Consider the following 21,604-nt stretch of genomic DNA (forward strand, 5'->3'; position numbering starts at 1 on the left):
TTTGCCTGAAGAAACTTTTTTTGGCGAGTTTTTGGCCCCGGTATAAAGCGCTCGCGATTGCGCGGCTCACGAAGCGGCGCGTCGAACATGGAACCGGGAACGGCAAGCGGCGCACGACCCGCCGCGGCCTGCACAAGCGAAATTCAAGATCGCGGGGCGGGCTGCCGTAGACCCGGAGAGATAAGTGGTGATGCCGGAACCGACCGTCCGGCGCGTCGACATGTGGGGACGGGGATGATGAAAGCAGTGGCACACAGCGCAGCGGCAACGAAGTTCAACGGCCTGTCGGTCAAGGCGACGCTGCGGATCGCGTTTGCGATTCTGCTCGCCGGCACGCTGCTGATCGGCGTGTTTTCGCTGCTGCAGATCGGCCGGCTGAACGCGTCCGCGCAATCGATCTACGACCAGGGCCACGTCGCGAGCCGCGCCGCCGAGGAAGCGCGCGGCCACATGCTACGCGCGAGCCGCGCGCAAAAGATGCTGCTCACCGCGACCACGGCGAAGGAGCGCGACGAACTCGGGGCCGACATCGAGAGCGGCCTCGCGGGTCTCAACGAGCAACTGCGTACGCTCCAGCAGTACGTCGATAAGTCGGACGTGAAGGCGGTCGGCGCGCAGAAGGCGTTCACCGCGGCGGTCGCGGCATGGAGCGGTCACCTACGCGACTTCGTCACGCTCGTGAAAGCGCAGCCGCTCGATCTGTCGCAGATGAACTGGCAGGTCGGTACGCAGGACGTGTCGCTGCTCGTCGAAACCGGCAAGCTCGAAAAGCTCGTCGACGAACTCGTCGCGCAGCGCGGCACCGCCGCGAAGGCGACGATCGACGCGTCCGGCTTCATCTATCACTCGTCGTTCGTGATGATCGCGGCGATGACGCTCGCACTGATCGTGCTCGCGGTCGGCATCGCCGCGTGGGTCGTGCGGCGCCTCACCGCGCAACTCGGCGGCGAGCCCGCGTACGCGAAGGAGATCGCGCGCCGCATCGCCGCGGGCGATCTGTCGAATCGCATCGCGCTCGGCGGCAAGGACCGTGCGAGCATGCTGTTCGCGCTGTCCGACATGCAAAGCGGACTCGCGACGACGGTTGCCGACATCGCGTCGAGCGCCGACGCGATCGCGACCGCGTCCGCGCAGATTTCGATGGGCAATCTCGATCTGTCGCAGCGTACCGAACAGCACGCGCTCGCGCTCGAGCGCACCGCGAGCAGCATGGAGCAACTGACCTCGACCGTGCGTCAGAACGCCGACAACGCAAAGCAGGCGAGCACGCTCGCGAACAACGCGTCGGCGATCGCCGAGCAGGGCGGTGCGGTCGTGAGCCGCGTGGTGGCGACGATGAACGACATCAACGACAGCGCGCGCAGCATCGGCGACATCATCGGCGTGATCGAGGGGATCGCGTTCCAGACCAACATCCTCGCGTTGAACGCGGCCGTCGAGGCGGCGCGCGCGGGCGAGGAGGGGCGCGGCTTTTCGGTCGTCGCGGCGGAAGTGCGCAATCTCGCGCAGCGCAGCGCGGCGGCCGCGAAGGAGATCAAGGGCTTGATCCAGACTTCGGTCGAGCGCGTCGGCAACGGCTCGACGCTCGCCGCGGACGCCGGTCAGACGATGGACGAAGTCGTCAAGGCCGTGAAGCGCGTGACCGACATCATGGGCGAGATTTCGGCGGCGTCGTCCGAGCAGAGCGCCGGTATCGAGGCGATCAGTCTCGCAGTCACGCAGATGGACTCGGGCACGCAGCAGAACGCCGCGCTGGTGGAGGAGGCCACCGCCGCGGCCCGCTCGCTCGACGATCAGGCGCGCGGGCTGAAGGCGATGGTGGGGCAGTTCAGGCTATAAAAGGCGGCGCGGGCGTCAGCTCGCGTTGGCCGACGAGGAGCCGGAGCCCGTCCCCGGCCGCACCACCACCGTGCAGGTCGTGCCCGCCGCCAGCATCACGTCGGGCGGCACCGAGTCGATCCGCACGCGCACCGGCACGCGCTGCGCGAGGCGCACCCAGTTGAAGGTCGGATTCACGTCCGCGAGCAGTTCGTGGCTTTGCGGATTGTCGCGGTCGTAAATGCCGCGCGAGATGCTCTCCACGTGGCCTTGCAGCGTGCCGCCGCTCATCAGCCGCACTTCGGCCTGATCGCCGACGCGCACGTGCGGCAGCTTGGTTTCCTCGAAGTAGCCATACACCCAGAACGAGTGACTATCGACGATCGCGAGCTTCGCGGCGCCCGCGCTCGCATAGTCGCCGCGGAACACGGACAGGTTCGTTACGTAACCGTCGACCGGCGACACCACGCGCGTGCGTTCGAGGTTCAGCTTCGCGGCGTCGAGCGCGGCGAGTGCCTGCTGATAGGCGGCTTCGGCGGCGGACGCGGTATGCGTCGCGTTTTCGCGGCTTTCCTTCGACACCACCTGCGAATCCATGTCGGCACGCCGTTGCGCGTCGTCGCGCTTCATCTGCAACTCGGCCTTGCGCGCGGCAACGGCGGCCTGCGCCTGCTCGACCGCGATCTGGTAATGCGACGGATCGATCTGCATCAGCAGGTCGCCCTTCTTCACGAACTGGTTGTCCTTGACCGGCAGATCGACGATCGCGCCCGACACGTCCGGCGCGACGTTGACGATCTCGGCGCGCACGCGGCCGTCGCGGGTCCACGGTTCGTCCATGTAATGGACCCACAACACGCGGCCAATCACGATCGCGACGATGAAAATGACGGCTGTCGCGATGAAGCCCACAAGATTTCGGATGGTCATGTTTCGACTCTGATCAACGATAAACGGCGAGGCCGAGAAGGCCGCACACGGACACGAGCAAGCTGGCCCGGAACAGGGAGGGGTGCCACACCACGCGATAGAGGCCCGTATAGGCGATCACGCGATCGACGAGCCAGGTCAGCGCGGCGCCCGCGATGAACAGCAGCACAATGGCCGGCACATAGGCATCGAGCACGGCGATATCACGCGGCATGAGGAACTCCTTCTTCTTCTGATGCGTCCGCGCGCGCGCCGATCGCCGAGGCAAGCGGCGACTGCGGATCGAGCAGCGCGGTACGGATGAAATGCAGTTGACTGAGGATGCGCAGCAGCTGATGGCGTTCTTCACGCGACGGCGTGAAGCCGGCCATCAGTTGCTGCACTTGCGCGATCGCATCGGCGGTCGCCGCGAGCGCGCGCGCGAAGTGCTGCTGCCGCGGCCGCTCGAACAGCGCCGCGAGCGCGTCGCGCAGCGCGCGCAGCGCGACGCGCCACGGTGCCGCTTTGTGGTAGCGCGGCTCGTTGGGCAGCGTCGCGATTTCGCGGCGCAGGTCGATCACCGCGGTGCCGACCTCCAACACCGAAAACAGCCAGCGCAGCGTGTCGCGCTTCGTTTCGGGCTCGTTCTGCGACAGCGCGTTGATCTGGAACATCAGATCGCGCGCGCCGCTTTCGAAGCGCGAGCGCACGCGTGCCAGACCCGCGCGGCCGGCCAGCACCACCTGGCGGCGCAGGTCGACGAGCAGGCGGTTGCGCAGCCACGGCGTCGACGGCGGCAGCAGCACCGCGAACGCGATCGACGACGCCAGCATCGACAGCACCAGCGCGAGCGCGTCGTTCATGAACGCGCTCGGGTCGTAGTGAACCACGTTGTCGGGGCCGGCGAGGAAGCAGAAGAAGATGCAGTAGCCGACGCCGTAGCCGGCGAGCGTCGTACGCGTGGTCATCAACACGCCGAGCAGCAGGAACGGCGTGAGCGCGACACACAGCATCACGAAGCCGTCGATGTGCGGATACACGCCGAACACCGCGATCATGCCCATCAGCGTCGCGAGCACCGTGCCGCCGGCCATCTTGAACGCGGTGCGCTTCGGATCCGGCGACGCCGACGCGAGCGCGCACACGGCCGCTGCGACCAGCGTCAACGTCGAGCCGCTCGGCCACGCGGTGGCGATCCAGAACGCCCCGAGCACCATCATCACGATGGCCGCGCGCAGGCCCGCGACGCAGGCCGCGATCGCGTTGGTTTTCGGCTCGTAGCGCTCGATCCAGCGTTCGCGCGCGTGCTTGTCGACCGCGAGCGACGCGTAGGTCGCCGCGTACGCATGCAGGTCGTCGATGAAGCGGTACAGCAGCTCGGCGCCCGTGTCGAAATCGAGCAACGGCGCGTCGGGGTGCGTTTCGAGCTCGTCGCGCGTCGCGCGCACGCGTTTGGGCAACTCGCTCCTGTAGGTGTCGAGCTGGGCCGCGGCGTGCGCGGCGTCGGCCGCGCTCAGCACCGGCTCGCCCGACTTCGCGAGCAACGGCGCGATCTCCTTGAAGTACGGTTCGAGCGCGGCGATCGCGATCGCCGCGCCGTGCGTGCCGCTGTCGCGCAGACGGTTCATCAGCTGATGCAGCGCGTGAAAGCGCGTCGACGCGGTCATGAACTCGCTGTTCAGACGCGCGAGGCGCCCGCCGCGCATCCGCGAATCGGGGCCTTCGAACACGGCGATGCTGCGCGCGGCCTCGAAGCCGACGATGTCGGCGATGAAGCGCGCATTGGTCGCCTCGATCTGGGCGCGGTCGTTGCGCCCGGCAAGCGACGCCGACACGTACTCGACGAACGCCGAGAAGCGCGCACGCACGGTGCTGCGCATCTGCAGGCCGGCGAACTGCGGAAACACGAGGCCGCTGACCGCGCCCGCGCAGATGATCCCGATCACCACTTCCGCGACCCGCGTGAGCGCGCTCAGGAACGCGCCGTCCGGATGCTGCGAAGCGGGGATGCCGATCAGCGCGGCCGTGTAGCCCGCCAGCACGAAGCCGTACGAACGGAAGTTGCGATTGCGCGCGGCGCCGGCGGTGCAGATGCCGACCCAGATCGCGGTCGTGACGAGGAACAGCTCCGGCTGCTGCGCGAACAGTCCGATCAGCGCGAGCATCACGACGAGACCGACCAGCGTGCCGCAGATCCGATAGAAGCTCTTCGCGAACACTGCGCCGCTTTGCGGCTGCATCACGATGAACACGGTGGTCATCGCGGTGCGCGGCTGCGGCAGATCGAGCTTCATCGCGATGCCGAGCGCGAGGAAGCACGCGGCGAGCGCCTTGAACAGATAGATCCATACGAGGCCGTCGGTGCGCGCCCAGTGGGCGGCGGCTTCGTAGAGCGCGGCGAACGAGGCGGGGCGCGCGCTCGACGGGGAGGGCGAGGAGGACATGGCCTTCCTTACTCGGACGCGGGCGCGTTCAAGGCGCGCGAGGCGGTGGTGGCGGTGATGGCTGCGTTGGTCCTGGCGTTGGCATCTGCTGTTGCCGTGTCGCTACTCGCCGCGCCGCTCTTGCTCTCGCCGCTGCCCTTGCCATGCGCCGGCAACGTTTCGTTATCCCGCGGACCGTTGGCCGGATCGTCGAGACCGCCGCCGAGCGCCGTCATCAACGACGCATGCGCGCCGAGCCGCTCGGCCTGCACTTTGGCGACACCTTCCTGCGCGCGCAGCAACTGGTTTTGCGCGACCAGCACGTTCAGATAGTCGGTCAAGCCGCGCCGGTAGCCTTCGCGCGACAGTTCGTAGTTCCTGCGTGCGGCGGCGACCGAGCGGTCGGCGTCGTCGGCCTGGGTGGTCAGCGAACGGATGCGGATCACCTGGTCGGAGATGTCCTTCAGCGCGCCCACGATCGACTGGTTGTAGCGCTCGATGGCCTCGTCGTAGCCCGCCGACGCCGCGCCGAGCTGCGAGCGCAGCCGGCCGCCGTCGAAGATCGGCAGCGTCAGCGCGGGACCCACGCTCCAGCTATGCGACGGACTCTTCAGGAACTGGAACAGCGGCCCCATCGCCGCATAGCCGCCGATCGACGCGAGCAGGTTGATGTCCGGATAGAACCCGGCCTTGGCGACGTCGATGCCGCGCGCCTGCGCGGCGACCGTCCAGCGTGCCGCGACCACGTCCGGCCGGTGGCCGATCAGATCCACGGGCAGCGCGGCCGGCAGACCAGCGGGCGCGGCGAGCGACAGCGCCGGGCGCTGGATCGCGTCGCCGGCGCCCGGACCCTTGCCCGCGAGCGCGGCCAACTGATTGCGGCCGAGCGCGATCTCTCTCCTCGATCGCGTCGATCTGGCGCTCGTACTCGGGCATCGGCGTCTCGGCCTGGCTCACTTCGAGCTGCGTGCCGATGCCGCCCTTCAGGCGCCGGTTCGCGAGGTCGACGATCTGCTGCTGTTGCTGCAGCGTGGCCTTCGCGATGTCGAGCAACGCGTAGTTCAGCGACATCTCGATATAGGTGCGCACGACGTTCGCCTGCAGTTCGAGCTGCGCGGCGCGCGCGTCGGCGGCGCTGGCGTGCGCGAGGTCGAGCGCGCGCTCGGCGGCGTTCTTGTCCTTGCCCCAGAAGTCGAGGTGATAGGCGAGGCCGAGCGTGCCGGTGTTGTTCCACGACTGCTCGCCGGCGAGCGGCCCCGGACCGTAGAACACGTTGTCGGCCCACTGCTGGCGCTGGATCGACAGGCTGCCGTTGACTTGCGGCGCGAGCGCCGCGCGCGCGACGCCGGCCATCGACGCCGCCTCACGCACGCGCGCCTGGGCGACCGCGAGACTGGGATTGCCGGCTTGCGCGTCCGCGATCCACCGGTCCAGCTGCGGATCGTCATAGGCTCGCCACCAGTCGGCGGCGGGCCACTGCGCATCGGCGTTGGCGGCGCGGATTGCGTTGCCCGCATCGAGCGACGCAGGATTGATCGTGTGCGTTTGCGGCGCGACGCCTCCGGTACTTGCGCATCCGGCGATTGTTAATAGGATCGTAAGAACCGCGGCTGCGGCGATCCCTTTGGGTACCGGAGACTGCACGATTTCCTCCAAATTTGACTATAGAAGCTTGTGTGCAATTATATTTTTTGATCGATTGCGGAATAACCGGTAAGGATGCAAGGCATTTTTACCAGACATGAGACAATCGCCATTGCTGATCGTGTAACAATCGCTGCCGATTTCTGAGGATAGGTATGGACACGCTTCAAAACATGCGCGTTTTCGTCCGCGTCGTCGAAGCGGGCAGCTTCACGGGCGCCGCGCAGCATCTGAATACGACGACGGCCTACGCGTCGCGCGCGGTTTCCGATCTGGAAGCGCATCTGCGCACACGGCTTTTGAACCGGACCACGCGCCGCATCGCGCTGACCGAAGCTGGCGAGCGCTATCTGCAGCGCTGCGAGCAGATTCTCGCGTACGTGGATCAGGCGGAGGCCGAGGCGAGCGATGCGCACGCGCGTCCGTCCGGCAAGCTGAAGGTTCACGCGATGACGAGCTTCGGCCAGCACTACGTGGTGCCGGCCGTAGGCCGTTACCAGCAGCGCTACCCGGACGTGCATATCGAACTGACGCTCGCGCAGCGCATGCCCGATCTGCTCGACGAAGGCTTCGACGTGTCGCTGACGCTCGCGACCGGCCTGCCGGATTCGGGGCTCGTGTCGCAGCGCCTTGGCAGCGCGTTCAGCATTGCGTGCGCGTCGCCGGCGTACCTCGAACGGCGCGGCGTGCCGCAAACGCCTGCGGACCTGGCGCAGCACGTCTGCCTGCAGATGGTGACGCCGGTGAATCCGCCGGACAAATGGACCTTCGACGGCCCGAACGGCGAGGAAGTGGTCTCGCTCGGCGCGGCGACGTTTCAGGTGAACGTGGCCGAGGCGATGGTCGTGGCCGTCGCCCAGGGCATGGGCGTAGCGCTGATTCCGATCTACTCGGCGATCAGCCGTTTGCGCAGCGGCGAACTGCTGTGGCTGATGCCCGGGTACACGTCGCAGCAGATGAATCTGTATGCGCTGTATCCGTCGCGGCAGTATCTCGATGCGAAGATCCGCACGTGGGTCGAATTCCTGCGCGACGAGTTGCCTTCGACGCTGGCGGCGGATCAGGAGGAGTTGCGGCAGTTCGCGCGGACCTGAACGGTCTGCTCGTCATGCATTGACGTTCGAGCGGCACGCGGAGTGCGGCAAGCGGAGTGGGCACGCGGCGTGACAGCCTGTTACACATGCGCCGCGTCGCAACATTTCTTTACTTCTGCCGCGCAGTCGATTTGTTAACGTGTCGTTCACGCGTCGCCGCTCTGGCCGGACGCGCTGGATTCGCCGCCGTTCGGCGCTTCGCAACCACTGAAGGACGACACATCCATGGATACGCACCTGATGATCGGCTTGGCCGTCATGTTTGGACTGATCGGCGTCGCCGCCTCGCGCGATCTGCTGCGCCGCATGCGCGAACAGCAGCCGCGGCTCGTGCCGGTCGAGGTCGAGTCACAGGATGCGCCGCGGCGCGAGCGGTGAGCGGCGGCGGGTTGATCTGACGCAAGAGGCCCGCTAGCACGAATGGCACTTACTTACTAACCAGTGCGTAAGTAAGCGAACATAAATCGACGCCATGGTCTAAGCTTTAAGGGGTTTAGGGAGAGGCGAGATGCGAGAGGACGACGGCCGGCAGCTTTCACATGCAACGCTTGAAGAGATCCGTATTCGTGCGGTCAAGCGCGTCGAAGCTGGCGAGTCGCCGGAGGACGTGATCCGCACGCTCGGATTCTCGAGGGCGCGTATTTACGAGTGGTTGGCGGCCTGGCGCGAAGGGGGCATCGAGGCGTTACGAGCCAAGGCAATCCCTGGTCGACCGATGAAGCTGTCGTCCGAGGCTATCCGCTTCGTCTATCAGACGGTCACAACGAAGAACCCCATGCAGATGAAGTTCGAGTTTGCATTGTGGACGCGAGACATGGTGCGGGAGTTGATTCGCGAACATTTCAACGTCAGGCTCTCCGAGGTGTCGGTCGGTCGACTGCTGCGCAAGCTCGGGCTTTCGCCCCAGCGACCGCTTGCGCGTGCGTACCAACGCGACCCTGAACTGGTCGAGTCGTGGATGCGGGACGAATACCCGGCCATTGTCGGGCAGGCCAAACACGTCGGGGCACAGATCTTCTTCGTCGACGAATCGACGGTACGATCGGACTATCACAGCGGCACGACCTGGGCGCCGGTCGGTCAAACTCCGGTAGTCGAAGTCACTGGCGCGCGCTTCAAGGTGAACCTGATCTCAGCGATCAGCCCGCGTGGCCAACTTCGCTTCATGTGTTTCGAAGGCAGCTTCAAGATCTCCGTATACGTCGACTTCGTCAAACGGCTGATGCTCACCGCCGATGCGCCTGTCTTCCTGATTGCCGATGGTCATCCGGTACATCGTTGCAAAGCGATCCGGCAGCTTGCCGCGGAATCAGATGGGCGCCTTTGTCTGTTCTTCCTTCCTGCTTACTCGCCAGACCTGAACCCGGACGAGTTGGTATGGGGTTATCTCAAACATCACAAGATCGGCAAGCTTGCCATCAAAGGTCCCGGGCATCTCAAGCAGCGTGTTCGAGCGGTTCTGCGCTCGTTGCAAAAGATTCCGGCTTTGGTCCGATCCATGTTTCAACATCCGTCAGTCCGCTACGCGGCTTGACCCATGTCCGGTTACTTTGTTTCGGCTTAGTAAGCCTACATGGAGGAGAAGACGCGGGTAAGTGCTTGAAGAGAAAGGGAGGGGGCTGATCCAGGGATTGATACGATGGTTGTTACCAGGCAAACACCGTCTCATTCCAAAGATCAGCCCCCATGGATCGTAATGCACGAAGTCATCACAGGCAAACACGAAGCAGGGTTCAAAGCCGGGCGTGCAGGGCCCAGGCGGTAGACTACTTCAACATACTGACGAGCCCGGGGCTGTTGGGCATAACGGAAGCGTATTTGCCAGAACATCGGGAACGGCTGTATCCGCCGACGGTGACACTGTCGATGTTCATGCGCCAGGCGCTGGAAGAGGACGCCTCCTGTCAGAAGGCAGTCAACGGGTGGGCGGCGCAGCGAGCTGCCGACGGGCTGCGGCCCATGAGTGTGCGTACGGGAGGCTACTGCCGCGCTCGCCAGAGACTGCCGCTGACGATGGTGCGGGAGTTGGCGCGCGAGACGGGGCGCCAACTGCATGAGCAGGCCGAGGCTGCCTGGAAGTGGCGCGGGCGCCCGGTCAAGCTGGTTGACGGCACCGGGATCTCGATGCCCGATACGCCGTCGAACCAGGCCCGTTTCCCGCAGTCCAGTGCTCAGGCCGAAGGAGTGGGCTTTCCATTGGCCTATCTGGTTGCGGTGATCTGTCTGGCAAGCGGCGCAGTACTGGAGTCGGCGGTCGGAACTTACGCGGGCAAAGGCAGCGGGGAGCTGACGGCGTTTCGCATGCTGCAAGGCACGTTTCGCAAAGGTGACGTGATCGTCGCCGATGCCTTGTACTGCCACTACTTTCTGATGGCCTCAATGATCGCCGCCGGGGTGGACGTCGTGATGGAACAGCATGGGGCACGCCGCACCGACTTTCGGCGAGGCCGGTCCCTGGGCACGCGCGATCACATTGTGACGTGGCCCAAACCCCGGCAGCGTCCCGACTGGATGACGCATGAGCAGTACCAGGCCTTCCCCGATGAACTGATGGTGCGCGAGTCCAGGCTGCATCACCGGGTGCTGGTCACCACGATGCTTGATGCACGCAAGACCAGCAAACAGGACCTCTCGCAGTTGTACGCCAGGCGCTGGAACGTGGAACTGGATCTACGTAACATCAAGACGACGATGGGCATGGATGTGCTGCATTGCCAGACTGCCCACATGAACGAAAAGGAGATCTGGGTCCATCTGCTGGCCTACAACGTGATTCGGCTGCTGATGGCTCAGGCCGCCAGTCACCATGCCACTGACCCGAGAACACTGAGTTTCAAACACACGGTGCAGTTATGGACTGAATGGCTGGCCAGAGGTCTGACGGCAACTCACAACCAGAGTCTCCTGTTCAACCTGATCACGCAGTCTTGCGTTGGGAGTCGCCCCGGTCGCATCGAACCACGAATGCGCAAACGAAGACCGAAGTCCTACCCATGGCTGAAAGAGCCTCGTCACATCGCACGTGAGCGCGTCCAAAAATATGGGCACGCTCCACGGGCTTAAGTAAGTGCCATTCCCGCTAGCACCCGCTAGATCTCGACGACCTTGTCCCACGCAAACAGCGGATTTTCCCACTGGCGCGTGCGCCGGTCGAAATAGCCGCGCGGATTGCACACGACGCGCGTGCCGTCCACCACGTAGTCGAACGACGTATGCGTGTGACCATGTATCCACAACGCGACAGGCGCGCGCACGAGCTCGGGCAGATGGTTGACGAAGCCCGCCGACACGCGGTCTTCGGCAAAACGCCCGGCCAGGCTCAGCCGATGCGGCGCGTGATGCGTGACCACGATCGTTTGGCCGGCGAACGGTTTGGCAAGCTCGCTTTCGAGCCACGCGCGCGCATGCTGGTGCAGCGCGAGCGAATCGGCGGGCGTGAAGTCGCGCGCGGCGTCGCGCGGGTCGTGCGGCCAGTTCATCTGGATCAGCCCGCGATAGTCGAGCATGACCCGGCGCGCGGCGACGATCGATTCCTCGATTGCATCCGGCGTCGCGCCGTACAGCGCGAAGTCGGTCCACAACGTCGTGCCGAGCACGCGCCAGCGGCCCTGGCTGTCGACCAGCGCGGCGTTGTTCAGCATATGCACGTTGTCGACCTGCGCGGCCGCGTCGAGCATCGCGCTCTCCAGCGCGCCGAATTCACCGTCGTAGTACTCGTGATTGCCCGGCACGTAGACGACCGGCACCGTGTCGTCGAACGCCTGCGCGGCCCAGCGCGGGCCAGCCGCATGATTGTGGATGTCGCCCGCCAGCACCACGAGATCCGCCTGCGCATGCGGGATCAGTTCAGGCTCGTCGTTTTCCAGATGCAGATCGGACAGCACGCGAATCTTCACGGACGCGACTCCTGCAAAACGCCTGCGCGCCGGATCGCGCAGGCTTCAGATATTAGCGTAGCACCTTGCCCGGATTCATCAGGTTCAGCGGATCGAGCGCCTGCTTGATCGCGCGCATCATCCGCACCTCGACGTCCTGCTTGTAGCGGGCGGCTTCGTCGATCTTCAACTGGCCGAGTCCGTGTTCCGCGCTGATGCTGCCGCGATGCGCATCGACGCTGTCGTAGACGATCCGGTTGATCGGGCTCTGGTACTGCCGCAGAAAACGCCTTCGCATCGACGCCCTCGGGCGCCTGCACGTTGTAGTGCAGATTGCCGTCGCCGAGATGGCCGAACGTGACCATGCGCGCGCCCGGCGCGGCTTGCGCGATTGCCGCATCGGTCGCTTCGATGAAGTGGCCGATGCGTGAAATCGGCACCGCGATGTCGTGCTTGATGTTCAGGCCCTCCTCGGCCTGGGCGAGCGGAATGTGCTCGCGCAGATTCCAGAACGCGCGAGACTGCGCGAGGTTTTCCGCCACCACGGCGTCTTCCACGAGACCTTGTTCGAGCGCGGTTTCCATCAGCCCCTCGAACAGCGTGCGCGCGTGCACTTCGCTTTCGCTGTCCGACAGTTCGAGCAGCACGACCTGCGCATGTGGTTCGGCGAACGGATAACGCATCTGCTCGAAGTGCCGGCCGACGAGGCGCAGGCAGAAATCCGACATCAGTTCGAAGCCGGTCAGGAGCGGTCCGGCGACGCGTTGCGTGAGCGCGAGAAAATCGAGCGCCGCATGCGGCGACGCGAGCGCGGCGAGTGCGGTGACGCGCGCGGCCGGCTGCGGATGCAGCTTGAGCACCGCCGCGGTGATCAGGCCCAGCGTGCCTTCCGCGCCGATGAACAGGTCGCGCAGATCGTAGCCGGTGTTGTCCTTGCGCAGCCCGCGCAGGCCGTCCCACAGTTCGCCTTGCGGCGTCACCACTTCGAGGCCGAGGCATAGCTCGCGCGTGTTGCCATAGCGCAGCACGCCGGTGCCGCCCGCATTGGTCGACAGATTGCCGCCGATCGTGCAGCTGCCTTCGGCGGCGAGGCTCAGCGCAAACAGACGCCCGGCCGCTTCGGCGTGCTTCTGCACGTCGGCGAGGATCACGCCGGCTTCGACCGTGATCGTGTTGTTGTGCGGATCGATGTCGCGCACGCGATTCAGGCGGCGCAGGCTGATGACCGCCTGCGCGCCGCTCGCGTCGGGTGTCGCGCCGCCCGCGAGGCCGGTGTTGCCGCCCTGCGGCACCAGCGCGACGCAATGTTCGACCGCGAGCCTGACGAGCGCGGCGGCTTCCGCGGACGTGGCCGGGCACAGCACCGCGCAGGCCGCGCCGGTGTAGCGGCGGCGCCAGTCGGTCAGAAAGGGAGCGGTGTCGTGCGGATCGGTCAGTACGTAAGTCGCGCCGATGGCGTCGCGGCAGGCGGCGAGAAAAGCGGTGTGGGTCATGTGGATCGGTTGACGGTGTTGGGGCTTGGGCCTCAGGCGGGCGGGATCGGTTCGCTGGCGGCTTGCTTTGCAGCCTGCTTTGCAGCCTGCTTCGCGGCTCGTTTCGCCGCGCGCTTGAACGGTCCGACATACGCGAGTGCGCAGGTGAAGAAGATCATGGCGAGCGCCGCTTGAAGCCAGCCGAGCCGCGCGCTCAAGCCATGATCGCTCCAGCCACGCACGACGCCTTCGGCGAAATACAGCAGGATCAGCATCGACGCCCATTGCATCGTGTAAAGCCGACGTCGCCACACGCCCGGCAACGCGCAGAGTAGCGGCAACGCTTTCAGCACGAGCAGCGAGCCGCCAGAGCGCAACGGCGCGAGCCACCATTCCCATGCGACGGCAAGCACGATCATCGAGACCAGTGTGAAAGCGGCGACGAGCGCGGCGGCAGCTTTGGGTTGCACGGGCGCGACGGTTGTAGATGCCGACGCGTTGGCCGCGAGGCTTGCGGGCGCCGCGTTCGCGTGGCTCCCGGAATTCGTGGCCGCGAGTTCAGCGCCACCCGCGTCACGACGGGCGTCGTCGCGCTCGGTGGGTTGCGGATCCGGTTCGTTCACGGCTTTACGCTCACGGCCTTTCGGACATCGACGCCACCGTGCGCCCAACGCGTGCACCAAGCGCAATCGCCAGCGTCCGTTCGTCGGCGGAGATGCCATGGCCTGTCGTGCCCGCGCGCGCGTAATGCGAGGCGCCGTACGGCGTGCCGCCGGTCTGCGTGGTGGACAGCGCGCTCTCCGTGTATGGAATGCCGACGATCAGCATGCCGTGATGGAGCAGCGGCAGCATCATCGACAGCAGCGTGGATTCCTGGCCGCCGTGCAGGCTGCCGGTCGACGTGAACACGCAGGCCGGCTTGCCCGACAGTGCACCGGATAGCCACTGCGGCGTGGTGCCGTCGAGAAAGTATTTGAGCGCGGCCGCCATGTTGCCGAAGCGGGTCGGCGAACCGAGCGCGAGGCCCGCGCATTCTTCGAGGTCGCGCAGCTCGACGTACGGTGGTCCTTCGGTGGGAATGTCCGGCTCGCTCGCCTCGCAAACCGTGGAAACCGCCGGCACGGTGCGCACGCGCGCCTGCATGCCGGGGACGCTGTCGACGCCGTGCGCGATTGCCAGCGCGAGCTCGCGGGTGGCGCCGTGACGGCTGTAATAAAGCACGAGAATGTCTTTCATAGGCCTCATCATTGAACGGGTATTATAGGGGTTCGGTCAGTTGCACAGGCCGCTCATAGCCGTTCGGCCAGGAGCTTCGGCCAAACGCCGCGCGGAGTTCCCGCAGTCCCGGTCTGACGGTTCAGCAAGCAAGGAGGCAGGTTTGTTGGTTAGGATGCGTTTCGATCTCGACACGCTCAAACGGCTCGCGCAATTCGCGGCGCAACGCATCGGCGAGGACCGGATTCCGCAGGTCGCGGGCAGCCTGACGTTCACGACGATGCTGGCGCTCGTGCCGCTCGCCACCGTCGCGTTTGCGCTGTTCACCGCGTTTCCGATCTTCAGCTCGTTCCAGGCGTCGCTGCAGTTTTTTCTTGCCGACCACCTGATGCCCGCGCAACTGAACGATCAGATCTTCAAGTATCTGAACCAGTTCGCATCGAAGGCCAAAGGGCTGACCACGATCGGCATGATCATCCTGTTCGTCACCGCGGTGATGACGATGATGACCGTCGAGTCCGCGTTCAATGTGATCTGGCGCGTGCGCAAGGCGCGGCCCGTCGCGCAGCGCATTCTCGTGTACTGGGCGATCATCACGCTCGGTCCGATCCTGATCGGCGTGAGCCTGTCCATCTCGTCGTATGTGTTCACGCAATCGATGTCGTTTAGCGCCGCGCAGCGCATCACACCGCTGATCGAATGGGCGCTCGCGAGCGCCTCGCTGCCGTTCACGATGCTCGCGTTCACGATCCTTTACGTTTATCTGCCGAACTGCCGTGTCGAATGGCGCGACGCGGTGGTCGGCGGCGTGATCGCCGCGGTCGCGTTCGAGCTCGCCAAGCGCGGCTTCGGCTACTACGTGCGCCGTATTCCGACCTATACGGCGGTGTACGGCGCGTTCGCCGCGGTGCCGCTGTTCCTGCTGTGGATGTACCTGTGCTGGTTCATCACGCTGACCGGCGCGATGATCGCATCGGCGTTGCCGGCGATTCGCATCGGTCAGTTTCACCGCCCTGTGTTCTATGGCAGCAATCTGTTCGATTCGCTCGAATTGCTCGCGCGGCTGTGCGAGGCGCGTGAGGGCGGCAGACGCGGCTACACGATGCCCGAGCTTGCCCGGATGCTTCGCCGCGACAAGGATACGACGCTGATGCTGTTGCAGCGTCTCGAGGAGATCGAGTGGATCGCGCGGCTGGAGGAGGACCATACCGGCCCGCACTTCGTGCTCCTCGCGAACCCGGCGCAGGTGACCGTGCAGCGGCTGTACGACCTGTTCGTGATCGACCGCGCGGAGCTTACGTATCAGCTCGAACTCGACTCCACACGCGTGGACGGCGGCATGCTGCTCGCCGCGCTCGACAACGACCAACTGAAGGTGACGCTCGCCGCGTTGCTCGCCTCGCGCGCGGCGGCACGGGCGGCGCGACCCGGCGATGGCGAGCGCGCGGCGGCTTCGATGCCGCACCAGGCAGCGTGACAGGGCGGCCAGACTTCGAGCCGCCCCGATAAAACTACAACGAAATCTTCCCCACGCAGATGTCCTTGAACATCACCCAGTCGCCCATCAGGCTGTAAAACGGATGACGGAAGGTGGCAGGCCGGTTCTTTTCGAAGAAGAAATGGCCGACCCACGCGAAGCCGTAGCCGCACACCACGGCCGCCGGCAACCATAGCCAGTTGCCGGTGGCGAGCGCCATCGCGAGGCAGCCAATGACGCCGAGCGAGCCGACGAAATGCAGCCGCCGCGACACGAGATTGCGATGCTCGCTCAGGTAGTACGGATAAAACTCCGCGAAGTTCGTGAAGTGATCGGTATGTGCTGTATGAGCCATGACGGCCTCCGGAGGCTGAGAAAGACAGCTTCAATCATTCTCCGGCGATCGCCTGCCTGGCGCAACCTGGCCATTCGGCAGATGGCGCGGCGGGTTCGGCGTGGGTATCGTGGTCGTTCGGTAGTGATTCGGTGGCGATTCGCAACGGCATTCCCGACGGCCGCCCGCGGAGCACCGAGGCGCGCGGCGAGCGGCCATCGCGCGCCCCATCAGCGCGCTTCGTGCGGCGGCCGCGAAGCGAAGCCGTACAGCGCATCGAGCGTCGCGTCGGGTTGCTCGGTCATCAACGCGTGGCCCGCATCGAGCGTGACGGTGTCGACTGGCGTGCCCGCCTGCGCGAGCGCATCGGCAAGTGCTTTCGCCGCGCGCGGCGGCGTCATCGCATCGCGCCGGCCAACGATCAGGCGCGTGGCGCAACGCACCTGCGCCGCACGAGCGTGGCCGTCCGCATAGGTATGGCAGGCGGTGAAGTCGGTGTGGAACAGATGCGGCTCGCCGCTGGCGGACACGTGCTCCATCAGCCGCTGGTTCATGCCGTGCAGCCAGAAACCGGGGCCGGGGCACGAGGGCTTCGCGGCGAGCGTCGAATGCGACCACTGGTTGACCATGCCGATTGCCTCGGGCTCGCGATTGAGCGCGGCGTCGAGCAGCGCGTCGGAGACCGTCATCGGCAGCGCGGTGGCGAGCAGCGCAAGATGCGTTGCGCGCTGCGGATAGCGGCCGGCGAAGTCGAGCGCGATCAGCGAGCCCATGCTGTGACCGGCGACGAACGCACGCGTGACGCCCGCGGCGTCGAGCAGCGCAGCGAGCCAGTCGGCCAGCGCGGCGATGCTGGCGAGCGCGGGGCCGGCGCTGCGTCGGTGGCCCGGCAGATCGACCGCGAGCACGCCGAAGCCGTGATGTGCGAAGTAGCGGCTTTGCAGCGCCCACACGCTGTGATCGTGCTCGGCACCGTGGATGAACACGGCGGTTGGCAGGCTCGCGTCGAAGGGTTTGCCGCCGGTGTAGGCGTAGGCCGGTTTGCCTTGAACGGTGACGATCATGCGGACTCCGGGCGGGCGGGGGTGCTCGTGGCGGCGGGCGCGGCAGTGGCGGTCTGTAGCGAGGCGCTGCTCGGCGTTGCGGTACGACCGCCGCTCGCCGGTTGCGCGGTTTTTTGCGCCGCCTTCAGCGCGCGCTTGAGATCGTCGATCAGGTCATCCGGATCTTCGAGCCCGATCGACAGACGGATCGTGCCTTCGGTGATACCGGCCGCGGCGAGCGCGGCGGCATCCATGCGGAAGTGCGTCGTCGATGCCGGTTGAATCACCAGCGAGCGCGCGTCGCCGACGTTCGCGAGGTGCGAGAAGAGCGTGAGCGCTTCGATGAAGGCGCGCCCGGCCGCGCGGTCGCCGCGCAGGTTGAAGCTGAACACGGCGCCCGCGCCGCGCGGTAGCAGCCGCCTGGCGAGCGCGTGGTCGGGATGCGTCGGCAACTCGGGATAGGCGACCGATTCGACCGCCGCATGACCGGCGAGAAACTCGACCACGCGCCGTGTGTTGACGACGTGACGCTCCATGCGCAACGGCAGTGTCTCGATGCCTTGCAGCAGCTGCCACGCGGCCTGCGGATGCAGGCACGCGCCGAAGTCGCGCAAGCCTTCCCGACGCGCGCGCAGCAGGAACGGCGCGACGGTGCTTTCCTCGGCGAATACCATGCCGTGGAAACCGTCGTACGGCTCGGTAAATTCGGGAAAGCGGCCGGAAGCTTCGAAGTCGAACGTGCCGCCGTCGACCAGCACCCCGCCGATCGTCGTGCCGTGGCCGCCGAGAAACTTGGTCGCCGAGTGGTAGACGAGGTCGGCGCCGTGCTCGAAGGGGCGCAGCAGGTAGGGCGTCGTGAAGGTCGAGTCGACCAGCAACGGCAGGCGGTGCGCGTGCGCGATCTGTGCGATTGCGGCGATGTCGAGCACGTCGAGGCCCGGATTGCCGAGCGTTTCGCCGAATAGCAGGCGCGTGTTGGGGCGCAGCGCGGCGCGCCACGCGTCGAGGTCGCCGGGCTTGACGAAGGTCGTCTCGATACCGAAGCGTCGCAGCGTGTAATGCAGCAGATTGTGCGAGCCGCCGTACAGCGCGCTCGACGCGACGATGTGCGAACCCGCGCCCATCAGCGTCGCGATCGCCAGATGCAGCGCGGCCTGGCCGCTCGCGGTGCCGATCGCGCCGGCGCCGTTTTCGAGCGCGGCGACGCGCTCCTCGAACACGGCGACGGTCGGATTCGAGATGCGCGAGTAGACGTGGCCGGCGCGCTCCATGTTGAACAGCGCGGCGGCATGATCCGAGTCGCGGAACGAAAACGACGTGGTCTGGTAGATCGGCGTCGCGCGCGCGCCGGTGGCAGGGTCGGGGGCTGCGCCGGCGTGCAGCGCAAGCGTATCGAAACGGTTGGCGGACATCGTGGGCGGCGGGCCGCGAGCGGCCTCGCGAAAGATCGGGGTGGGCGGCCATCCTACCATTGGCGCGCGCCGCTTCAAGCGCGGTTTTCCCGCGGGTTCCTGCGGCTCGTGCCGGGAGCGGGGCATGCTCGCAATCTGGAAGTCAGACGAATTCGAGTCTCCGAAGCCCGCCGCGCCTTGGCTGGCGGGCCGCTTTCCTTTTATGGGCCTTTCCGATAGGATCGAAAAAACATTTCATGCACTGCAAGATTGGCGGTATCAGGAGATAGATCATGCGAGTCAGCGACATTCTTAAAGTCAAGGGCAATACCCTTTTTACGGTCACGCCGGATACCACGCTGCATGACGCCGTCAATACCATGGCCGAGCACGACATCGGCTCGCTCGTCGTGATGGAGTACGGTGACCTCGTCGGCATGCTGACGTTTCGCGAAATCATTCTGACCTTGAGCGAGAACGGCGGCAGCGTCGGCACCTCGACGATCCGCAAGGTGATGGACGACCATCCGCTCACCTGCACGCCCGAAACCGACGTCAACGAAGTGCGCCGCATGATGCTCGAGCATCACGTGCGCTATCTGCCCGTCATGGAAAGCCGCACGCTGATGGGCGTCATCTCGTTTTACGACGTCGCGAAGGCGGTGGTCGAGGAGCAGGGGTTCGAGAACCGCATGCTGAAGGCCTATATCCGCGACTGGCCGGAAGAGCAGGAAGGACAGGACCAGCAGCCGGCGCGTTGATGCGCGTGGCTCGAAGGTCGCGCTCCGGCCGTCGCCGCGAGCGCGAATCCGCCGACAGGGCGCGCGCGCAAGCGGGCGCTTTTTTTGTGTCTGGAGCTGGTGCGGACGGACTGCGGGAGCCGCGTGCGCGAGTCGCGGCGATCCGCTTGCCGGCCGTGCCGCCCGCGTCATCGCCATTTTTCCGCGCCGTTCTCCTGACTTCATGAACGATCGTCCGTTGCCCGCTGCCCGCCGCGCCGCTCGCGCGCACGAAGCGCACGAATCCCAGTTCCGCCTGCTCGGCCAGCGCCGCTTCGCGCCGTTCTTCTGGACACAGTTTCTCGGCGCGATGAACGACAACGTGTTCAAGATCGGCTTCACGTCGCTCGTCACGTATCAGGCGGCGCGGTTTTCGGGCGTCGACCCGAAAACCGCGGCGTTCCTGATCTCCGCGATTTTCATTCTGCCGTTCGTGCTGTTTTCGGCCACTTCCGGCCAGATCGCGGACAAGTACGACAAAGCGTTGCTCACGCGCCTCGTCAAGACTTTCGAGATCGCGGTGATGCTGGTCGGCGGCGTGGGGTTCTGGCTGCATGCCGCGCCGTTGCTGTACCTGTGCACGTTCCTGATGGGCGTGCATTCGACGGTATTCGGGCCGGTCAAGTACTCGTATCTGCCGCAGCATCTGTCGCAGGCCGAGCTGGTCGGCGGCAATGGCATGGTCGAGATGGGCACCTTCGTCGCGATCCTGATCGGCACGATCGTCGGCGGCGCGGGCGCGGGGTTCGCCGAGCATGGCGCGGTGGTGCTCGCTTGCGCGTGTATCGCGATCGCGCTGATCGGGCGCGCCGTGTCGGGCTTCGTGCCGGCTACGCCCGCGCCGCAGCCCGGGTTGCGCATCAACTGGAACCCGGTCAGCGAAACGTGGCGCAATCTGAAGCTCGCGCGCGAAAACCGCACGGTGTTTCTTGGTCTGCTCGGCATTTCGTGGCTGTGGTTCGTCGGCGCGACGTTCCTCGCGTCGTTCTTCAACTTCGCGAAGGACGTGCTGTCCGCCGATCCCGACGTCGTGACCGTGCTGCTCGCCACGTTTTCGATCGGCATCGGCATCGGCTCGCTGTTGTGCGAGCGGCTCTCGAAGCGGCGGATCGAAGTCGGCCTCGTGCCGCTCGGCTCGATCGGCATGAGCGTGTTCGCGATCGATCTTTTTTTCGCGAGCCACGCGCTGCCGCCGGCGGGGCATCTGCTCAGCGTTGGCGAATTTCTCGCGCGGCTAGCGCATTGGCGCGTGCTCGCCGATCTGTTCCTGCTCGCGATGTTCGGCGGCTTTTACAGCGTGCCGCTGTATGCGCTGATCCAGAGTCGTAGTCAGCCGAGCCATCGTGCGCGCATCATCGCCGCGAACAACATCCTCAATTCGCTGTTCATGATCGTGTCGGCGCTCATGGCGGTGGGCCTGACCGCCGCGGGCTTCAGTATTCCGGCGATCTTCCTCGTCACCGCGCTTCTGAATGTGGTCGTCGCGGGCTACATCTATTCGCTCGCGCCGGAGTTCCTGCTGCGCTTCATCGCGTGGCTGCTCGTGCATACGTTCTACCGGATCCGGCTCGTGCACGCGGAGCGGATTCCGGAGCAGGGCGCGGCGGTGCTCGTGTGCAACCACGTCAGTTTCGTCGATGCGATCGTCATCATGGCCGAAAGCCCGCGGCCGATCCGCTTCGTGATGGACCACCGGATCTTCCGCTCGCCGTTCGTCGGCTGGCTGTTCCGGCACGCGAAGGCGATTCCGATCGCGTCCGCGCATCAGGACGCGGCGCTGCTCGCGCGTGCGTACGACCTGTGCGCGCAGGCGCTTGCGGACGGCGAACTCGTCTGCATCTTTCCCGAAGGGAAGCTGACGTGTACCGGCGAGCTGAATCCGTTTCGCCACGGCGTCGCCGAGATCGTCAGGCGGACGCCGGCGCCCGTCATTCCGATGGCGCTGCGCGGGCTGTGGGGCAGCGTGTTTTCGCGCGCGGTGGACGCAACCTGGCCGCGGCCGATCAGCAAAGGTGTGATGAGCCGGCTGAGCCTCGCCGTCGGTGAGCCGATCGACCCGGCGCTCGCGACGCCGGAGACGCTGCAGCGGATCGTGACCGAGCTGCGCGGCGCCCGCAAGTAGCCGTCGGC

Annotated in this window: 17 protein-coding genes and 2 pseudogenes; 8 read left to right on the forward strand and 11 right to left on the reverse strand. The window is 65.8% G+C overall.

Features of this window, described 5'->3' with window-relative positions; translation table 11 throughout:
• Window positions 1–237: 237 nt before the first annotated feature.
• Window positions 238–1,839 (forward strand): methyl-accepting chemotaxis protein, encoded by a 1,602-nt coding sequence (locus OKW38_RS24615; RefSeq protein ID WP_429363401.1) that lies wholly within the window; start codon window positions 238–240, stop codon window positions 1,837–1,839.
• A 15-nt stretch (window positions 1,840–1,854) separates the two neighbouring features.
• Here the strand turns inward: OKW38_RS24615 and OKW38_RS24620 are convergent, their stop codons facing one another.
• The 4 genes and pseudogenes from OKW38_RS24620 to OKW38_RS24635 all read right to left on the reverse strand — a co-directional run bounded on the left by OKW38_RS24620 (window position 1,855) and on the right by OKW38_RS24635 (window position 6,794).
• Entirely contained in the window at window positions 1,855–2,748 is an 894-nt protein-coding gene (locus tag OKW38_RS24620) for an efflux RND transporter periplasmic adaptor subunit (protein ID WP_429363403.1), read from the reverse strand.
• Between the two features lie 13 nt (window positions 2,749–2,761).
• Window positions 2,762–2,962 (reverse strand): DUF1656 domain-containing protein, encoded by a 201-nt coding sequence (locus OKW38_RS24625; RefSeq protein WP_018421177.1) that lies wholly within the window; start codon window positions 2,960–2,962, stop codon window positions 2,762–2,764.
• Window positions 2,952–5,171 carry an FUSC family protein gene (locus OKW38_RS24630; RefSeq protein WP_429363405.1) on the reverse strand — a complete coding sequence of 740 codons (2,220 nt, stop codon included), beginning with the start codon at window positions 5,169–5,171 and terminating at the stop codon, window positions 2,952–2,954. Before OKW38_RS24630 ends, OKW38_RS24625 begins: the two co-directional genes overlap by 11 nt.
• Window positions 5,172–5,179: 8 nt before the next feature.
• A pseudogene (locus OKW38_RS24635) lies at window positions 5,180–6,794 on the reverse strand (efflux transporter outer membrane subunit).
• Between the two features lie 155 nt (window positions 6,795–6,949).
• Between OKW38_RS24635 and OKW38_RS24640 the strand changes: the two are divergent.
• From OKW38_RS24640 to OKW38_RS24655, 4 genes are all read left to right on the forward strand, one after another.
• Window positions 6,950–7,888, forward strand: a complete 939-nt coding sequence (locus tag OKW38_RS24640) for a LysR family transcriptional regulator (protein ID WP_429363407.1) — start codon at window positions 6,950–6,952, stop codon at window positions 7,886–7,888.
• Window positions 7,889–8,113: 225 nt separating this feature from the next.
• A complete protein-coding gene (locus tag OKW38_RS24645; RefSeq protein ID WP_167368600.1) occupies window positions 8,114–8,266 on the forward strand; it encodes a hypothetical protein in 153 nt (50 codons plus the stop codon).
• A 130-nt stretch (window positions 8,267–8,396) separates the two neighbouring features.
• A complete protein-coding gene (locus tag OKW38_RS24650) occupies window positions 8,397–9,422 on the forward strand; it encodes an IS630 family transposase (RefSeq protein ID WP_429359560.1) in 1,026 nt (341 codons plus the stop codon).
• Between the two features lie 152 nt (window positions 9,423–9,574).
• Window positions 9,575–10,951, forward strand: coding sequence for an IS4 family transposase (locus OKW38_RS24655; protein WP_090812824.1), 1,377 nt, complete (start codon window positions 9,575–9,577; stop codon window positions 10,949–10,951).
• A gap of 26 nt (window positions 10,952–10,977) precedes the next feature.
• Here the strand turns inward: OKW38_RS24655 and OKW38_RS24660 are convergent, their stop codons facing one another.
• From OKW38_RS24660 to wrbA, 4 genes and pseudogenes are all read right to left on the reverse strand, one after another.
• A complete protein-coding gene (locus OKW38_RS24660; RefSeq protein ID WP_429363409.1) occupies window positions 10,978–11,784 on the reverse strand; it encodes a metallophosphoesterase in 807 nt (268 codons plus the stop codon).
• A gap of 52 nt (window positions 11,785–11,836) precedes the next feature.
• Window positions 11,837–13,256 (reverse strand): annotated as a pseudogene (locus tag OKW38_RS24665) (FAD-binding oxidoreductase).
• A 32-nt stretch (window positions 13,257–13,288) separates the two neighbouring features.
• On the reverse strand, window positions 13,289–13,858 hold the full coding sequence (locus OKW38_RS24670; RefSeq protein ID WP_429363411.1) for a DUF2069 domain-containing protein: 570 nt from the start codon (window positions 13,856–13,858) through the stop codon (window positions 13,289–13,291).
• Between the two features lie 10 nt (window positions 13,859–13,868).
• Window positions 13,869–14,471: an NAD(P)H:quinone oxidoreductase gene (gene wrbA, locus OKW38_RS24675; protein WP_429335018.1), complete on the reverse strand. Its 603-nt coding sequence runs from the start codon at window positions 14,469–14,471 to the stop codon at window positions 13,869–13,871.
• Between the two features lie 142 nt (window positions 14,472–14,613).
• Here wrbA and OKW38_RS24680 point away from each other — a divergent pair, with 142 nt between their 5' ends.
• Window positions 14,614–15,927, forward strand: a complete 1,314-nt coding sequence (locus OKW38_RS24680; protein ID WP_429363413.1) for a YihY family inner membrane protein — start codon at window positions 14,614–14,616, stop codon at window positions 15,925–15,927.
• Window positions 15,928–15,961: 34 nt separating this feature from the next.
• On the opposite strand, the gene OKW38_RS24685 is transcribed toward OKW38_RS24680, so the two are convergent.
• The 3 genes from OKW38_RS24685 to OKW38_RS24695 all read right to left on the reverse strand — a co-directional run bounded on the left by OKW38_RS24685 (window position 15,962) and on the right by OKW38_RS24695 (window position 18,716).
• The gene (locus OKW38_RS24685) at window positions 15,962–16,282 is read right to left on the reverse strand and encodes a DUF962 domain-containing protein (RefSeq protein WP_090801002.1); all 321 of its coding nucleotides are present in this window, start codon (window positions 16,280–16,282) and stop codon (window positions 15,962–15,964) included.
• A 209-nt stretch (window positions 16,283–16,491) separates the two neighbouring features.
• Window positions 16,492–17,325 carry an alpha/beta fold hydrolase gene (locus OKW38_RS24690; protein WP_429363415.1) on the reverse strand — a complete coding sequence of 278 codons (834 nt, stop codon included), beginning with the start codon at window positions 17,323–17,325 and terminating at the stop codon, window positions 16,492–16,494.
• Complete coding sequence (locus tag OKW38_RS24695) at window positions 17,322–18,716, reverse strand: O-acetylhomoserine aminocarboxypropyltransferase (protein ID WP_429363417.1); 1,395 nt, start codon at window positions 18,714–18,716, stop codon at window positions 17,322–17,324. The genes OKW38_RS24690 and OKW38_RS24695 overlap by 4 nt, the downstream gene beginning before the upstream one ends.
• 272 nt (window positions 18,717–18,988) lie before the next feature.
• Here OKW38_RS24695 and OKW38_RS24700 point away from each other — a divergent pair, with 272 nt between their 5' ends.
• Together OKW38_RS24700 and OKW38_RS24705 are read left to right on the forward strand one after the other, a co-directional pair.
• On the forward strand, window positions 18,989–19,456 hold the full coding sequence (locus tag OKW38_RS24700; protein ID WP_018421164.1) for a CBS domain-containing protein: 468 nt from the start codon (window positions 18,989–18,991) through the stop codon (window positions 19,454–19,456).
• A gap of 202 nt (window positions 19,457–19,658) precedes the next feature.
• On the forward strand, window positions 19,659–21,596 hold the full coding sequence (locus OKW38_RS24705; RefSeq protein WP_429363419.1) for an MFS transporter: 1,938 nt from the start codon (window positions 19,659–19,661) through the stop codon (window positions 21,594–21,596).
• Window positions 21,597–21,604: the final 8 nt, after the last annotated feature.

It is taken from the genome of Paraburkholderia sp. MM5496-R1 (genome assembly GCF_050436205.1).
Lineage (GTDB): Bacteria > Pseudomonadota > Gammaproteobacteria > Burkholderiales > Burkholderiaceae > Paraburkholderia > Paraburkholderia tuberum.

What these genes read in the sequence shown, in the direction of transcription:
- OKW38_RS24685 (WP_090801002.1), bottom strand. Translation starts at nt 16,282, where the DNA reads ATGGCTCATACAGCACATACCGATCACTTCACGAACTTCGCGGAGTTT.
- OKW38_RS24625 (WP_018421177.1), bottom strand. Translation starts at nt 2,962, where the DNA reads ATGCCGCGTGATATCGCCGTGCTCGATGCCTATGTGCCGGCCATTGTG.
- OKW38_RS24615 (WP_429363401.1), top strand. Translation starts at nt 238, where the DNA reads ATGAAAGCAGTGGCACACAGCGCAGCGGCAACGAAGTTCAACGGCCTG.
- OKW38_RS24655 (WP_090812824.1), top strand. Translation starts at nt 9,575, where the DNA reads ATGGATCGTAATGCACGAAGTCATCACAGGCAAACACGAAGCAGGGTT.
- OKW38_RS24690 (WP_429363415.1), bottom strand. Translation starts at nt 17,325, where the DNA reads ATGATCGTCACCGTTCAAGGCAAACCGGCCTACGCCTACACCGGCGGC.
- OKW38_RS24695 (WP_429363417.1), bottom strand. Translation starts at nt 18,716, where the DNA reads ATGTCCGCCAACCGTTTCGATACGCTTGCGCTGCACGCCGGCGCAGCC.
- OKW38_RS24650 (WP_429359560.1), top strand. Translation starts at nt 8,397, where the DNA reads ATGCGAGAGGACGACGGCCGGCAGCTTTCACATGCAACGCTTGAAGAG.
- OKW38_RS24620 (WP_429363403.1), bottom strand. Translation starts at nt 2,748, where the DNA reads ATGACCATCCGAAATCTTGTGGGCTTCATCGCGACAGCCGTCATTTTC.
- OKW38_RS24700 (WP_018421164.1), top strand. Translation starts at nt 18,989, where the DNA reads ATGCGAGTCAGCGACATTCTTAAAGTCAAGGGCAATACCCTTTTTACG.
- wrbA (WP_429335018.1), bottom strand. Translation starts at nt 14,471, where the DNA reads ATGAAAGACATTCTCGTGCTTTATTACAGCCGTCACGGCGCCACCCGC.
- OKW38_RS24630 (WP_429363405.1), bottom strand. Translation starts at nt 5,171, where the DNA reads ATGTCCTCCTCGCCCTCCCCGTCGAGCGCGCGCCCCGCCTCGTTCGCC.
- OKW38_RS24645 (WP_167368600.1), top strand. Translation starts at nt 8,114, where the DNA reads ATGGATACGCACCTGATGATCGGCTTGGCCGTCATGTTTGGACTGATC.
- OKW38_RS24640 (WP_429363407.1), top strand. Translation starts at nt 6,950, where the DNA reads ATGGACACGCTTCAAAACATGCGCGTTTTCGTCCGCGTCGTCGAAGCG.
- OKW38_RS24705 (WP_429363419.1), top strand. Translation starts at nt 19,659, where the DNA reads ATGAACGATCGTCCGTTGCCCGCTGCCCGCCGCGCCGCTCGCGCGCAC.